The organism is Streptomyces sp. NPDC054796, from assembly GCF_053611545.1.
The window spans coordinates 1-14,795 of the sequence record NZ_JBSHAO010000043.1 but is presented as its reverse complement, the minus strand read 5'-3'; the positions used below and the strand labels follow the sequence as shown (position 1 = coordinate 14,795).

Here is a 14,795-nt window from a genome sequence, read left to right as displayed (position 1 = left end):
CCGGGGCGGCCCGGCCACGGGGCCGACCAGTGGCGGGCCCCGAGACCCCGTGCGAGCCTTTTCGTACGGTACCGCCAGGTTTGCCCGCGCGGTGCTGAGTCGACCTAGCGAGTGCAGCCATGGAACGACCCAGAATTCTCATCGTGGGCGGAGGCTTCGCCGGGGTGGAGTGCGCCCGGCGGCTGGAGCGCGACCTCGGCCCTTACGAGGCGGAGATCGCCCTCGTCACCCCGAACAGCTACCAGCTCTACCTGCCGCTCCTGCCCCAGGTGGCCTCCGGCGTGCTGACCCCGCAGTCCGTCGCGCCGCCGCTGCGCCGCCTCCTGCGCCGTACGGCGATCGTCCCCGGCGGCGTCATCGGCGTGGACACGAAGGCCAAGGTCTGCGTGGTGCGGCTGATCACGGGCAAGCTGGTGAACCGGCGCTACGACTACCTCGTCCTCACCCCCGGCAGCGTCACCCGCAGCTTCGACATCCCGGGCCTCGACCAGCACGCGCGCGGCATGAAGACGCTGGCCGAGGCCGCGTACGTGCGCGATCAGGTCATCTCGCAGCTCGACCTCGCCTGCGCGACGACGGACGAGGCGGAGCGCGCGGCGCGGCTCCAGTTCGTGGTGGTCGGCGGCGGCTACGCGGGCACGGAGACCGTCGCCTGCCTCCAGCGGCTGACCAACTCGGCCACGAAGCGCTATCCGCGCATCGACCCCCGCATGATCAAGTGGCATCTGATCGACATCGCGCCCAAGCTGATGCCCGAGCTGGGCGACCGGCTCGGACAGCGCGCGCTGGAGATCATCACCAGGCGCGGTACCGAGGTCTCGCTCGGCGTCTCCGTCGCGGAGGTCACCGAGGACACCGTCACCTTCACCGACGGCCGCGTCCTGCCCTGCCGCACCCTCATCTGGACGGCCGGGGTGGCCGCCAGCCCGCTCATCGGCACGCTGGACCGGGAGACGGTGAAGGGGCGGCTGGTGGTCGAGTCGGATCTGAGCGTGCCGGGGCTTGAGTGCGTCTTCGCGCTGGGCGACGCGGCGGCCGTGCCCGACCTCGCGAAGGGGGAGGCGGGCGCGATGTGCCCGCCCACGGCGCAGCACGCGATGCGCCAGGGCTGGCGGGCCGCGCGCAACATCGTGGCGACGCTGCGCGGGGAGCCGACCACGCCGTACCGCCACCACGACCTCGGCCTCGTCGTCGACCTGGGCGGCAAGGACGCGGTGGCCAGGCCGGCGGGGTTCGAACTCGCGGGGCTTCCGGCCCAGTTCGTGACGCGCGGCTACCACATCGCGGCCCTGCGCACGGCCCCCGCGCGCTTCCGTACGGCGGCGAACTGGGTGCTCAACGCGGCCACGGGCGACGACTTCGTCCGCACCGGCTTCCTCGCCCGCCGTCCTGGCACGCTGGAGGACTTCGAGCGCACCGACTCGTATCTGCCGGGGGAGCGCGTGGCCGAGCTGGCGTCGGGGAACGGCGCTTCGCCGAACGGGGCGGTGTCCAAGAACGGCGCGTCGCCGAAGAAGGGCGCCCACACCCACGCGAAGAGCGGATCGGCCGCCAAGAACGGCGGTGCGCCGAAGAACGGCAAGGACCGCAGGAGCTGAGGTGGTGTGCCTCACGGGGCTGACGGTGCGTAAGGGGCGAAGGTCGGGGGAACCCCTCCACCCCGCCGTACCCGACAGCGGAGCACCATGAGCGCATCCGGCACCAGCCCCCACGACGACGACAGCGACCAGCACGACGGAGCCTCCTCCCGCGGCGCCGCCGGGCGCGCCGCCGAGCGGGCGCGCCAGTGGCTGAGCCGGGCCAGGGGCCACGCGGGCCACGAACGCCATATCGCGCTGCTGCTCGCCAAGAGCGCGCTGGCCGGGGTGGTCTCCTGGACGCTGGCCGAGTACGTCGTCGCTTCGCCGCAGCCCACGTACGCGCCCTTCACCGCGCTGCTCGTCGTCCAGTCGACGGTCTACCGCACGCTGCTCCAGAGCGCGCAGTACGTGGGCGCCGTCCTCCTCGGGGTGATCGCGGCCGGCGCGGTGGGGCCGCTGCTCGGGGACAACGTCGCCGCCTTCGCGGTGATGCTGGTCATCGGGCTGCTGATCGGGCGCTGGCACAAGCTGGGGGTGCAGGGCATCCAGGTGCCGGTGGCCGGGGTGTTCGCGTACAACGCGTTCTCCGGCACCGAGCTGACCATGCTCTGGCCGATCGTCTCCATGGTGCTGCTCGGCGCGGCCACCGGGCTCGTCGTGAACCTGGTGCTGCTGCCGCCGATGCACTACGGGACGGCGGCCGAGGGAGTACGGGAACTGTCCACGTCGGTCTGCTCGGTGCTCACCGACATGGCCTCCGGGCTGCGCGAGGGGCCTCCGGAGAAGGACACGGCCGCCGAGTGGGCGCGCCGGGCCCGGGAGCTGGACGGCACCGTCAGGAAAGCCCGTTACGCGGTCGAGCACGGCGCCGAGAGCATCAGCTACAACCCGCGGCGGCTGCTCAGCCGCAGCGCGCCCACGACGTTCAGCGGCTACCGCACCATGGTCGACGCACTGGCCCGCGCCGCCGAGCAGGTGCGCAGCATCTCGTTCGGCCTCCAGCGCTCGCTGGAGGAGGAGCATCCGCCCGACGACGGGTTCCTGCGCGCCTACGGGGAGTTCCTGGACCTCGTCGCGGAGACGGCCCAGCGCCTCGGGGACCCGGAGGCGGGCGACGAGGACCTGCGGCGACGCGTCGAGAACGGGCGTGAGCACTACGACGAGCTGGCCCGGCGCACCGGCGAGAACGACGCGTGGCCCACCCTCGGCGCGCTGCTCATCGACGCGCACCGGCTGCTCCAGGAGTTCGCGCACGCGCACGGCGAGGGCGCCGTGCGCCCGGAGTGACCCGTCACCCCGGACGCACGGGCGCGTGAGCGCACGGGCGCGCAAGCGCACGCGGCCTCACGGCATGCGGATCTCCGCGCCGGGCCCGAGCGGCAGCTCGAACCCGTAGAAGACGCCGAGCACCGCGAGCCACGCCAGCAGGAACGGCGGCACGAACACGAACAGCCGCGACAGCACGGTGCCGAGCTGCGCCCCCGGTTCGTAGCGGCGCAGCACCACCAGCATCAGGAAGACGTACGGGTTCATCGGCGTGATCATCTGGGTCGCCGAGTCACCGATGCGGAACGCGGCCTGGGTCACCGCGGGCTCCAGGCCCAGCAGCATGAACGTCGGCACGAAGACCGGCGCCATCAGCGACCACAGGGCCGAGCCCGAGGTGATGACCAGGTTCAGCAGGCAGACCAGCAGCACGAACATGACCAGCCCGACGTAGCCGGTCAGCCCTGCCGACTCCAGCAGCGCCGCGCTCTTCACGGCGAGCCAGATGCCGAGATTCGACCAGTTGAAGACGCCGATGACCTGCGCGATGACCAGGATCAGCACGATGTACGAGGACATCCCGGTGATCGACTCGGCCATCATCCGCGGCACGTCCTCGGTCTTCTTGAGGGAGCGCACCGCGACCCCGTAGACCGTCCCGGCGAGGACGAACGCGACGAACAGCAGCGGCACCACCCCGTCCAGCACGGGCGAGGGCACGAGGCTGCCGCCCGTGCCGCGCAGGGGGCTGCCGGGCAGCAGCCAGAGGGCGACGACGAGCGCCGCGTACGCGAGGACGGCCGCCCCCGCGCGCAGCAGGCCGCGCTTCTGGGCCGGGGTGATCTCCGTCGACGGACGGTACTCCGCACCCTCGACGGCACCCTCGTCCTCTCCTTCGGCCTCGGCCTGCTCCTGCGGCCGGGGCATCCGGGGTTCGAGGACGCGGGCGATGAGGAAGCCGCCGATGAGGGCGAGGACGGCGCTCGCGGCTGCCGTGTAGAAGTAGTTGATCAGGATGTGCGTGGCGGCGTCCTCGCCGCTCGGCAGGACCGAGGCGGCCTTCTCCGTGATGCCGGTGTAGAGCGCGTCCAGCGCGCCGATGGAGAAGCCCGCCGCGTACCCGGCGCACACGCAGGCGAAGCCCCCGATGAGCCCGGCGATCGGATTGCGGCCCGCGTTCTTGAACACGAGCGCGGCCAGCGGCGGGACGACCAGGATGGCCACGTCGCTCATCAGATGCGCCTGGCAGGCGACGAAGGCGACGAGGTACGGCAGCAGCGCGCGCGGAGCCCGTGCGATCGAGGCTCGTACGGCGGTCTCCAGCAGCCCCGTCTTCTCGGCGACGCCGACGGCCGCCATCATCAGCAGCACGGTGCCCAGGGAGGGGAAGCCGGTGAAGTTGGGGATGAAGTTGTTCAGGAGCCAGACCATCCCCTCCCCGGTGAACACCCCCTTCACCGCGAGGGTCTTGTCGTCCCCCGGCACCCGCACGGTGACCCCGGCGAAGGAGAGCGCCGTCGAAACGGTGGCGACGACCAGGAACAGCCCGGTGAAGAGCAGTACCGGGTGGGGCAGCCGGTTGCCGACGCGTTCGATGCCCGCCATGGCGCCGTCGAGCAGCCTGCTCCCCGCGCCGCCCCCGCCGCCCGTGCCGCCGCCCGCCGCCTCGCGCGTCTTCGTCGCCCCTCTCACGATCCGGCTCCGCCCGCGCTGCCCGCGCCGCCCGCCGTGAGCGTGTTCTTGCGGATCACGCCGCCCTGCGCGACGAGCCGGACGCGGTCCGGGTCTGACAGCACCGCGATGTCCGCGAGCGGGTCGCCGTCGCACAGGACGAGGTCGGCCCGCTTGCCGGGCTCCAGGGTGCCGACGGACGCCTGGAGGCCGAGCAGTTCGGAGGCCGTGCGCGTACCGGCGACGATCGCGTCCATCGGGCTCATCCCGAGTGAGACGAGGTGGGCCAGCTCGCGCAGGTTGCGCCCGTGCGGCACCATCGCCGCGTCCGTGCCCATGGCGATCTTCACGCCGCTCGCGATGGCGTGGGAGATGTTCTCCTTCGTGATGCCGGACCAGCGGACCTTCTTCTCGTAGTGGTACGGCTCCATGGTGGCCTTGTCGATGCCGTCGAAGACGGTGGAGAGCGTCGGCACGACGAAGACCCCGCGCTCGCCCGCCAGCTCGCACGCCTCCTCGGTGAGGCCGTAGCCGTGCTCGACGCTGGTGACGCCGCCGCGGATGGCGTTGAGGATGCCCGCCGTGCCCTGCGCGTGTGCCGCGACGGGTTTGCCGCCGTGCCGGGCCAGTTCGTCGACGACGGTGCGGATCTCCTCCACCGTCAGGCCCTCGTCGTCGGGCTGGTCGTGCGGGCTGCCCATGCCGCCCGTCGCGCAGACCTTGATCAGGTCGGCCCCGGCCCGCAGCAGCCTGCGGACGGCGAGCCTGACCTCGTCGGGGGTGTCGGCGATCTCGCCGATGCCGCAGCTCGGGTCGAAGCCGCTGGGCGTGGAGAAGTCGGCGTGCCCGCCCGTGTGGCTCATGATGCGCACGGCGGTGTGCAGCCTGGGCCCCTCGGTCATGCCCTGCTCGACGGCCGTACGGAACCCGGCGGGCAGCCCGCCCAGGTCGCGCGCCGTGGTGACGCCCGCGTGCAGCGTGGCGCGCATCCGCTCGGCGGTGCGGAACACCTCGACGGTGGGGTCGGCGGCGAACTTGCGGTTCATCTCCGAGGCCGTCGCCACCCCGAGGTGGACATGGCAGTCGATGAAGCCGGGCAGCACGGTACGGCCGCCCGCGTCGATGACGCGCTCGTCCGGCCCGGCCGACGGCGCGGTCGCGGCGGGGCCCGCGTACGCGACGGTGCCGTCGGCGCCGACGACGAGCACGGCGTCCTCGACGGGCCGCGCGCCCGTGCCGTCGACGAGCCGGGCGTGGTGGACGCGGAGCGAGGGGGCGGGGGCGGGAGCGGCTGCGGGGGTCGCGGTCTGCGAGGTAGTGCTCATGAGGGAGCAGCGTCAGAATGAGCGGTTAACAACGAGTAAAATCGCAGGAATCGTGGCCTGTGAACCCCTCTGAGTGCAGGATTGCTATCACCATGGACGCGCAGCAATCGCAGCGTACGGATTCCGGACACGCGCCGGACCCGGACGGTTCCGGTTCTGGTTCCGGTGCCGGTGCCGGGGCCGCGGTCCGGCTCGACGAGCTGGACCTGTCGATCGTGCACGCGCTCCAGATCAACCCCCGCGTCCCCTGGGCCCAGGTCGGCGAAGCGCTCGGCATCGACCCCGTCACGGCCGCCCGCCGCTGGGAGCGGCTGGCCGGGACCGGCGCCGCCTGGGTCGACGGCTATCTCTCGCCGGGCCGAGACGAGGCCGTCTACGCGCAGGTCGAGGTGGACACCGGCGGCGCACAGCGCGAGGAGGTCTCGGCCGCGCTCGCCGACGACGCCAGGGTGCTGAGCCTCAAGCAGACCTCGGGCGGACGCGATCTGCTGGCCATCGTCGGCGCGGGGGACCTCGCTGACCTCGCGTCCTACGTCGGCGAGCGCGTGAGCAGGCTGCCCGGTGTGCGCGGCACCCGCATCCACGTCATCACCGCCGCACCCTTCGAGGGCGCGTACTGGCGGCTGCGCAGCCTCACCCCGGCGCAGCAGGAGCTGCTGCGCGCCCGGCGCGAGGACCTGCCCGACGAGCCGCTGCGCCCCGTCGACCGCCGCATCGCGCTCGCGCTGGGCGGCGACGGGCGGATGCCGCTGACCCGGCTCGCGCAGGAGGCGGACACCAGCGTGGCCACGGCGCGCCGCCGCCTGCGGGTGCTGACGGCGACGGGGCGGCTGTCGCTGCGCTGCGCGCTGGCCCGCCCGCTGACGGGCCTGCCCGTCTCCGTCGTCTACTTCGCCTCCGTACCCGCCGAGCACCTGGACGAGGCCGCCGCCGCGCTGCGGACGCTTCCCGGGCTGCGGATGTGCAGTGTGACCGCCGGGCCGCACAATCTCATCCTCGACGTGTGGCTGCGCGCCCTCCACGAGGTCCACGCCATGGAGGCCCACCTGAACCGGCGCCTCGCGAAGCTGCGGCTCCAGGTCACCGAGCGCGCGGTGGTGCTGCGTACGGTGAAGCACGTAGGGCGTGTTCTCGACCGCCGGGGGCACAGCCTGCGGGCCGTCCCGCTGGACTTCTGACCGGGCTTCTGACCGGGCTTCTGGGGGGCCGGTTCTGGTTTTTCCCGGTCCCACTGGGCCGTACGGGTGGTGTTCATCGGAAGATCCGCGAATAGGAGCGTCGGTCCACCACACCTCGCATCTCGGACACATCATGAGGAACATACGCGGATCGTTCCATCCGAAAGTGAGGGGTCATGGGTACCGCCAAGACCACGCAGCTCTGGACAGCCTTCATCACCGTTCTCTGCAAACTGCTCGCCCACCTCGGGTTCGCCACCCGCCGGACGGCCACCGTCCCGGCGTACGTTCCGGCCTCGGCGCAGAACGCCGCCGCCGGTGCCACCGTCCCGGCAGCGCGTGGCACGGCCCGCACCGTCGTCACCGGCACCGGTGAGACCGGGGACACCGGAGAGGCGGCCCCACGCGGGGGCTCGGGCGATACGGCGCTGAGCGTCCGGGACGAACCGGAACCGGAGCGGGCGCGCAAGCGCAGGTTCGTGCGGTCGAAGCCCAAGGCGTCGCGGTGTGTGCCGCCCCCGTCGTACACGGCCCGTCGCAACCGGAGGCAGCCGCTGCCCCCGACGATCAAGCAGCGCATCCGGGCCGAGGCGCACGGTTCCTCCCCCAGCTCCAGGACCCGTTCCTCGCTGGTCAGCGACGCGCTCGTGAGCGACCACCGGGGCGGCGGCGCGGCCTCGGCGGCGATCGCGGCGCCCAAGGCCAAGGCCCCCGCTCCGACGGCGTCGGCGGCGGGCCGCATCCCCTCGGCACGCGCTCGCGACAGCCGCGCCACGCGCGAACGCGTCCTCAGCCCGGCCTGACCGCCGAGCGCACGACGTCGGTGACTCGGCGGGTCCCACGGACGGGACCCGCTCCTGACAGGCCCCTGATAGGCCCCGCCTATAAGCGTTGTCGCGAACGGCACTTGGACGGCGTCCCGGCGCACTGCTGTGATCGGGACCATGAGCGACTCCCCCCAGCCTCAGCCTCACCCCGAGCCACACCCCGAGACCCACCCTGAGCCCCAGCCTGAGCCCCAGCCCCTGCTGCCCGGGTTCTCCCGCCGCACCGTGGACGCCGACGGTGTACGTGTCCACGTACGCGTCGCGGGCGAGGGCCCGCCCGTACTGCTGCTGCACGGCTATCCGCAGACGCACCTGATCTGGCACGGGGTCGCCCCCGCGCTGGTGGCGGCGGGACATACCGTCGTCCTCACCGATCTGCGCGGCTACGGCGACAGCGACAAGCCGCCCTCCGACGCCGACGCCGGGCACGCGCCCTACGCGAAGCGCGCGATGGCACGGGACCAGCTCCTGGTGATGCGCGAGCTGGGCCACGAGCGGTTCGCCGTCGCCGGACACGACCGCGGCGGACGGGTCGCGCACCGGCTCGCCCTGGACCACCCGGAGGCGGTCCCGGCGCTGGCCGTCCTCGACATCGTGCCGACCCGGCACGCCTTCCGGCACGCCGACGCGGCGTTCGGGCTCGGCTACTACCACTGGTTCTTCCTCGCGACGGGGAACGGCATCCCCGAGCACCTCATCGGCCAGGACCCGGACTTCTGGATCCGTACGCGGATGGGCGCCCGGCACCACGGCGGCACGCCCTTCGACCCGAGGGCCGTGGACGAGTACGTGCGCTGTTTCTCCGACCCCGCCGCGATCCACGCCTCCTGCGAGGACTACCGCGCGGCGGCCGGTATCGACCTCGTCCACGACGACGAGGACGCGGCTGCGGGCCGCCTCGTCGGCTGCCCGGTGCTCGCGCTGTGGGGCGCGCACAGCTTCGTCGGCCGCCACTACGACGTGCCGGAGGTCTGGCGCGAGTACGCCTCCGACGTGCGCGGTCACGCGCTCCCCTGCGACCACTACCTCCCCGAAGAGGCCCCGGAGGAGACCGCGCGGCTCCTGACGGAGTTCTTCCGGGAGCGCTGATCGGCGCGCGGGCCGGGGGCTTCGACGTCACGGATGCCGGGCCGCGCCTGCCCGCGCGGGGGCCGCTCATGCGTGCGGGGCCGCGCCGTATTTCTCTCGGCAGAGCTTTGGCCTGATCCGCCTGTCGGGTTGTTTCGCCTGGTGGCGCGCTGGAGAAGCGCAGATGGCGAAGCACTGTCGAACCGGGAACACCCGGTCGGAAGACGACGGAAGACGACGGACGGAGGTCACGTGGCGCGCGCGACACACGGCGAACCCGGAGCACGGGAGAGCGGGCACCCGGCGCGGAGGGAGGACGCGGAAGCGGAACCCGCGCCGGGCCCCGCCCGTACCGCCGACCCCGCCCGTACACCCGCCCGTACCGCCAAGAGGCCGACGAGCCGCCGCTCCGTGCTCGCGGGCTCGGCCGCCGCCGGGCTCGGGCTCCTCGCCGCGTGCGCCGAGCCCTCGCGCGGCGCGGGCGGCGCGGGCGGCTCGGCGGACGGCGCCGCCAAGGAGTCCGCCTCGCCCGGCGCGGGCGCGCCCTCGGACAAGGGCTCCGGCTCCCCGTCGCCGCGACGGACCCGTAAGCGGCCCCAACTCCCGCGCGGCGGCCGGGACTTGTTCCCGCACTACCGCATGGTCGGGTACTGCGGCCTGCCCGGCGCCGCCGCGCTCGGGCGTCTGGGCACCGGCGATCCCGGCGAGCGCGTCGCCGAGATCGAGAAGAAGGCGCGCGCCTACGCGGGCGACCGCGAGCCGCTGCCCGCGCTCGAACTGCTGGCCACCGTCGTGAACCCGGGGCCGGGCCCGGACGGCGCGTACCGCACCCGTACAGCGGGCGACACCATCCACCGCTTCCACGAACTGGCCCGCGAACACGAGGCGCTGCTCCTGCTCAACATCCAGCCCGGCCGCTCCTCCGCACTCGACGAGGTCAAGGCGCTGCGCGAGTGGCTCGTCCACCCCGACGTGGGCATCGCGCTCGACCCGGAGTGGGACATGGGCGCGGGCGAGAAGCCCGGCGACACCTACGGGAAGACCTCGGGGCCCGAGCTGAACGGCGTCTCGCGCTATCTCTCGGAGCTGGTCGAGAAGCACGACCTGCCGCAGAAGCCGTTCGTCTTCCACCAGGTCGCCGTCTCCGTCGTCCCCGAGCAGGAGAAGCTGCGCGCGGAGCCCGGCGTCGCCCTCATCAAGAGCGCCGACGGCATCGGCTCACCCGGCATGAAGCGCGACACCTGGCACAAGCTGGTGAAGGACATGCCGGACGGGCTGCACACGGGCTTCAAGCTCTTCTACGAGGAGGACGCCGAGGGCGGCAGCCGTCTGATGGAGCCCGAGGAGGTGCTGAAGCTGCGGCCGAAGCCGGAGTACGTGATGTACGAGTGAACCGGGCGACGGGTGTGGCGTCGGCGGCGTAGAGCGACGGAACGGGCGGGTCCGTCCCCGGCCTGGAGCGCGAACCGGTCGGTCGGTCAAAGTCGGTCACAGAAAATCCATCATCGCGTACAACTATTCACTCCTGCATCAGGTCTTGTCCGCAGAGTCATGGAGACTCGCTGATACCTGAATGTGGGGAAAACATGCGCACTCGTGCTGCGGTGGCCGTCGCCACCGGTGCTCTGGGTCTGGCCGCGATAGCGGCGTCTGCGACACCTGCTGTCGCGACCGCGAACGAATCAGGTGCGGGGCTGCGGGCCGAGAAGCCCACCGCCGCCGACCACTGGGGGAAGGCGGCGAAGCGTGACGGCGCCTCGGCGCGGGCCGCGGCAGCGGAGGAGCCGCGGATCGTCAAGTACTCGGTGAACTCCGGCAAGGCGCTGGCCCTGGGCACCACCAAGGCCAAGACCTACACGGTCTCGGTGACGGCCGAGCACTCCGCCGGGATCTACGACGTGGCCGTCGACCTGTGGCACGGCACCGACCTGGACAACATCGACGGGCTGATCTTCACCAACGAGGAGCAGGCCACCTGCACGGCGTCCTCCGCGACGACGTCCACCTGCAAGCTCACGGTCACGGTCGACCCGAAGCTCGACCTGTACTCCAACGACCTGGCCGGTTCCTGGAAGGTGACCGTCGGCGCCCTCTCCAACGACGGCGACATGTACTGGAACGACTACCACGGCTCCACCAAGGTGCAGCGGTACTCGAAGCTGACGGTCAACGCCGCGCCGGAGCCGGTGAAGAAGGGCAAGAAGGTCACCGTCACGGGCAAGCTGACCCGCGCCAACTGGGAGACCGGCGACTACCGCGGCTACACGGTCCAGAAGACCGACCTCCAGTTCCGCAAGAAGTCCCAGGAGACCTACCCGGGCACCCTGAAGACGGTCACCACCAACTCCAAGGGCGAGCTGTCCACCACCTCCACGGCCACCGTGGACGGCTACTGGCGCTACTACTTCAAGGGCACCTCGACCACTCCGGCCGTCAAGGCCACGGGTGACTACGTCGACGTGAGGTAACCGGCACCGTTCCGGTTCCTGGTTCTGGCTCCGGTTCCGGTTCTGGCAACGGCAACGCTGCCGGAACCGGGGCCGGGCCGGTTCCGGCCCCGTCAGGAAGCACGGTGCGGCTTGCCCGGCGGCGGCAGCGCGTGCCGGGGCCGGGGCGGGGCGATGTGCAGGATGAGGAGCTGGAGGCAGGCCAGCGCCGCGATGGGCGGCAGCGCGGCGATGGCGATCCCGGTGAAGTCCTTCGTCGCGCGGGCGATGCACAGCGCGGCGGTGACCATGGAGAACAGCAGCAGCACCGACCAGGCCACCTTCGCGTGCCTGCCGCGCATGGTCGGGTTGCGGAGGATGGCCAGCGAGGCGGCCACCCACGGGCCGTGCACCATCATCGGCCACCACGAGGCGACGTCCCCCACGGCGGGCGCCGCCAGCTCGCGCAGCGGGGCGTAGGTGACGATGCCGCCGAGCGTGCTGACCCCGGCGAAGACGGCGAACGAGAGCGTCGCGACGGTGAAGGACAGCAGCGGCAGCAGCAGTTCCATCGGAGGCCGCCGTACGCGCTTGCGGCGGTGCGCCGCGAGGACGCGCCGGGGGCGGACGATCTCGGACTCGGGCGGCTCCTCGCCCCTGGCGCCATGTGCTCCACCAGCGCCATGGGCGCCGCCGGCCCCGTGTGCTCCACCGGTCCCGTTGGCCTCGTCGAGCAGCTGGTTCAGCTCCCCCTCGAAGTCCCAGCCCCCCTCGGGCGCCGCGAACTCGGCCGTGCTGTAGCCGTCCTCGGGCGGTACGGGCAGCGGATACGCCTCGTAGAGGGGAGGCGTCGGCGTGTATCCAGGATCCACGGTCTGGGTCCAGTAGGGATCGCCGTAGTACGAGGGCTCACTCATGCGCGCCCGGCCTCCATCCGCGCGGACCACTGCTGGTGGAACTCCGCCTCGATGCCTCCCAGTGCGGCGAGAAACACCTCCAACAACGACCCCGAGTCCTGTGGCTGGGCAACGGGTGCCACTTCAGGGCGCGTTGAGGGGAAGGACCGGGAGAATCCCTCCCCGTGCTGCGGGGAGAAGGAGAGACCGGAAGTCGCAGGGTCGCTGGAGTTTGCCTCGCCTGGTGTAGTCACACTCACGCAAACGAAGCAATGGCAATAGGCGTAGTGCGGCACATGAGTGAAGGTGTGTGGCATACAGGTGAATCACACCGGTGTGAAGAGATTCCGAATATCCTCGTCGGTCTTATGAATTCACTCGGTTGCGACGGCAGGGCTTCCGCATCCTCGCCGCGCACAGCGGGAGGGAGGCGGGCCGACCGCGTCGCGCCGGGAGACACGCCCGGTCAGCGCGTTGTCCGACGCCCGAAGGCGGCGCGGACCCGCTTCCCGCATCGCTCCCACTGTCGCCTCCGCTTGCGTTGCCGTCATCGCGCGGCCACGCAAGCGGCGGACTGCGGGGGAATTGCCCGGACTTCGTAGCTGCCCGCTCCCTTGGACAAGTGAACTCTTCGCGCACTTTATCCCTCGGGCTCAGGAACCCGCGTACACGAGAACATGACGGACAACGGAGTGGCGAAGGGGTGTAGCGGCGGACCGGTGGAATGTGTCATGGATCACAGGAACTCCGTCCGTGTCGCGGAGAGACAACGGATGTGAGCTATCCAGAAGACGCGGGAGACGCGGGAGACGACGCGGGTGATCTGCGCCGACGCATACGGGCGGGGGACCGGCAGGCGTTCGCCGACCTGTATGAGGACCACGCGAGGGCGGTCTACCACCACGCCCTCCGGCTGACCGGCGACTGGTCGACGGCCGAGGAGGTCATGTCCGAGACCTTCCTGACCGCCTGGCGCACCCGGGAGCGGCTGGAACCGGACGGCGGGTCGCCGCTCCCCTGGCTGCTGGGCATCGCGACGCACAAGGCGGACAACGCCAAGCGCGCGCTGCGCCGACGGCTCGCCTTCCTGGCCCGTCGCGCCGAGCCGCCCACGGTGGCGGACTTCGCGCAGGAGACGGCGGGCCGCGTCGACGACACCCGTCGGCTGGCCGCCGTTCACGCCGCGCTGAGCCGTCTGCGGCGGCCCGAGCGGGAGGTGCTGACGCTGTGCGTGTGGTCGGGCCTGGACTACGCGCAGACCGCCGAGGCGCTGGGCATCCCCGTCGGCACGGTGCGCTCCCGGCTGTCCCGCGCCCGCGCCAGGCTGCGGCGGCTCAGCGAGGAGGAAGAACACCGGGAACGGCGGCGCGGCCGCGGAGAGGTAACCAGCGAGGCCGCGTTCGCGGCCCTGTCCGAGCGGGAGGAAACCGCATGAACGACGCCAGCTCGTCCCGTCCCGTCACCGACGACGTGGCCGGGGAAGTGGCCAGGCTGCTGCCCCCGCCCCCCGTCGGGGACCTGCCGCCCGGACGTCACCTCCACCACAAGGAACGCCTGATGCACGAGATCGACCACGACCGCGCCCCCGACCGCGACCGGGCAGCCACGAAGCCGGGCGCCACCCCCGCCGGCCACCGCGCCCGGCTGCTGCGCCCCGCGCTCCTGATGCCGGTGACCGCGCTGGCGCTGGCCGGGGCGCTGACCGCGGGGCTCGCCCTGAGCGGCGACGGGAGCGGGAGCGGGAGCGGGAACGGCGGCGGCGCGCGCGACACGGCCTCCGCGACGGAGGGCTCGGGGCAGGCGGGCGCGCTGCTCGGCCGCATCTCCAAGGCGGCGATGTCCACCGGCACCGAGACGGTCCGCGAAGACCAGTTCGTCTACACCAGGAGCATGGTCCGCGACTCGGACGCGACCAGCGGGAAGGCCGTGACGAGCCCGCTGAGGGAGCGCGAGACCTGGCTCTCGCAGCGCCCGGGACCCGTCATGAAGCTCGGGTACGTCCGCGAGGACGGTGACACTCTCCCGATCAACGCCGAGCTGGGCGACGAGGAGGGCACCGAGCCGGGCTTCTTCCGGCCCACGTACCACTGGATCGCCTCCCTCCCGACGGACACCGACGCGCTGCTGAAGTACCTCTACGCGCACATCCCGAAGCTGGAGACGCGGGGGGACGACCAGGCGGTCTTCGCCATGATCGGCACTCTCATCTCGGAGCAGGTCATGCCGCCGGAGAACGCCGCGGCCCTCTACAAGGCGGCGGCCCGCATCCCCGGGGTCACCAAGGCCCCCGACGCGCGCGACGTCACAGGGCGCGAGGGCCTGGGCATCGCCCTCGAGGATGCCGAGCGCGGGGAGCGCGCGGAGTGGGTCTTCGACGCCGAGGACCTCTCCTACCTCGGCTCGCGCAACTATCTGACGAAGGACACCCCGGACGGCAAGAAGGGCACGCTGCTCTACGGCGAGTCGATCCGCGACCAGGGTGTGGTCGACAGCGTGGGTGCCCGGCCCACGAAGGGGAGCTGAGGCGGGACGGGCGCGGGGCCGGGCCGCACCCGGCC

General features: G+C 72.2%; 12 protein-coding genes. 9 read left to right on the top strand and 3 right to left on the bottom strand.

Annotated features, from left to right (window positions below; genetic code table 11):
• Positions 1-119: 119 nt before the first annotated feature.
• Together ACWGJ2_RS29005 and ACWGJ2_RS29000 are read left to right on the top strand one after the other, a co-directional pair.
• The gene (locus ACWGJ2_RS29005; RefSeq protein ID WP_453349221.1) at positions 120-1,598 is read left to right on the top strand and encodes an NAD(P)/FAD-dependent oxidoreductase; all 1,479 of its coding nucleotides are present in this window, start codon (positions 120-122) and stop codon (positions 1,596-1,598) included.
• 87 nt (positions 1,599-1,685) lie between these two features.
• Positions 1,686-2,867: an FUSC family protein gene (locus ACWGJ2_RS29000; protein WP_453349220.1), complete on the top strand. Its 1,182-nt coding sequence runs from the start codon at positions 1,686-1,688 to the stop codon at positions 2,865-2,867.
• A 57-nt stretch (positions 2,868-2,924) separates the two neighbouring features.
• On the opposite strand, the gene ACWGJ2_RS28995 is transcribed toward ACWGJ2_RS29000, so the two are convergent.
• Positions 2,925-4,451: an AbgT family transporter gene (locus tag ACWGJ2_RS28995; RefSeq protein WP_453349269.1), complete on the bottom strand. Its 1,527-nt coding sequence runs from the start codon at positions 4,449-4,451 to the stop codon at positions 2,925-2,927.
• A gap of 83 nt (positions 4,452-4,534) precedes the next feature.
• A complete protein-coding gene (locus ACWGJ2_RS28990) occupies positions 4,535-5,842 on the bottom strand; it encodes an amidohydrolase family protein (RefSeq protein WP_453349219.1) in 1,308 nt (435 codons plus the stop codon).
• A 92-nt stretch (positions 5,843-5,934) separates the two neighbouring features.
• Between ACWGJ2_RS28990 and ACWGJ2_RS28985 the strand changes: the two genes are divergently transcribed.
• From ACWGJ2_RS28985 to ACWGJ2_RS28965, 5 genes are all read left to right on the top strand, one after another.
• On the top strand, positions 5,935-7,020 hold the full coding sequence (locus ACWGJ2_RS28985; RefSeq protein ID WP_453349218.1) for an Lrp/AsnC family transcriptional regulator: 1,086 nt from the start codon (positions 5,935-5,937) through the stop codon (positions 7,018-7,020).
• 176 nt (positions 7,021-7,196) lie between these two features.
• Positions 7,197-7,823: a DUF6344 domain-containing protein gene (locus ACWGJ2_RS28980; protein ID WP_453349217.1), complete on the top strand. Its 627-nt coding sequence runs from the start codon at positions 7,197-7,199 to the stop codon at positions 7,821-7,823.
• Positions 7,824-8,045: 222 nt separating this feature from the next.
• The gene (locus ACWGJ2_RS28975; RefSeq protein WP_453349268.1) at positions 8,046-8,936 is read left to right on the top strand and encodes an alpha/beta fold hydrolase; all 891 of its coding nucleotides are present in this window, start codon (positions 8,046-8,048) and stop codon (positions 8,934-8,936) included.
• Positions 8,937-9,167: 231 nt separating this feature from the next.
• On the top strand, positions 9,168-10,307 hold the full coding sequence (locus ACWGJ2_RS28970) for a hypothetical protein (protein WP_453349216.1): 1,140 nt from the start codon (positions 9,168-9,170) through the stop codon (positions 10,305-10,307).
• A 194-nt stretch (positions 10,308-10,501) separates the two neighbouring features.
• Entirely contained in the window at positions 10,502-11,383 is an 882-nt protein-coding gene (locus ACWGJ2_RS28965) for a DUF5707 domain-containing protein (RefSeq protein WP_453349215.1), read from the top strand.
• Positions 11,384-11,475: 92 nt separating this feature from the next.
• On the opposite strand, the gene ACWGJ2_RS28960 is transcribed toward ACWGJ2_RS28965, so the two are convergent.
• Positions 11,476-12,258, bottom strand: coding sequence for a DUF2637 domain-containing protein (locus tag ACWGJ2_RS28960; RefSeq protein WP_453349214.1), 783 nt, complete (start codon positions 12,256-12,258; stop codon positions 11,476-11,478).
• Positions 12,259-13,060: 802 nt separating this feature from the next.
• On the opposite strand from ACWGJ2_RS28960, the gene ACWGJ2_RS28955 reads away from it, so the two are divergent.
• Together ACWGJ2_RS28955 and ACWGJ2_RS28950 are read left to right on the top strand one after the other, a co-directional pair.
• Positions 13,061-13,672: an RNA polymerase sigma factor gene (locus tag ACWGJ2_RS28955; protein ID WP_453349267.1), complete on the top strand. Its 612-nt coding sequence runs from the start codon at positions 13,061-13,063 to the stop codon at positions 13,670-13,672.
• Positions 13,669-14,760, top strand: coding sequence for a CU044_5270 family protein (locus tag ACWGJ2_RS28950; protein ID WP_453349213.1), 1,092 nt, complete (start codon positions 13,669-13,671; stop codon positions 14,758-14,760). Before ACWGJ2_RS28955 ends, ACWGJ2_RS28950 begins: the two co-directional genes overlap by 4 nt.
• The last annotated feature ends 35 nt before the right edge of the window (positions 14,761-14,795 follow it).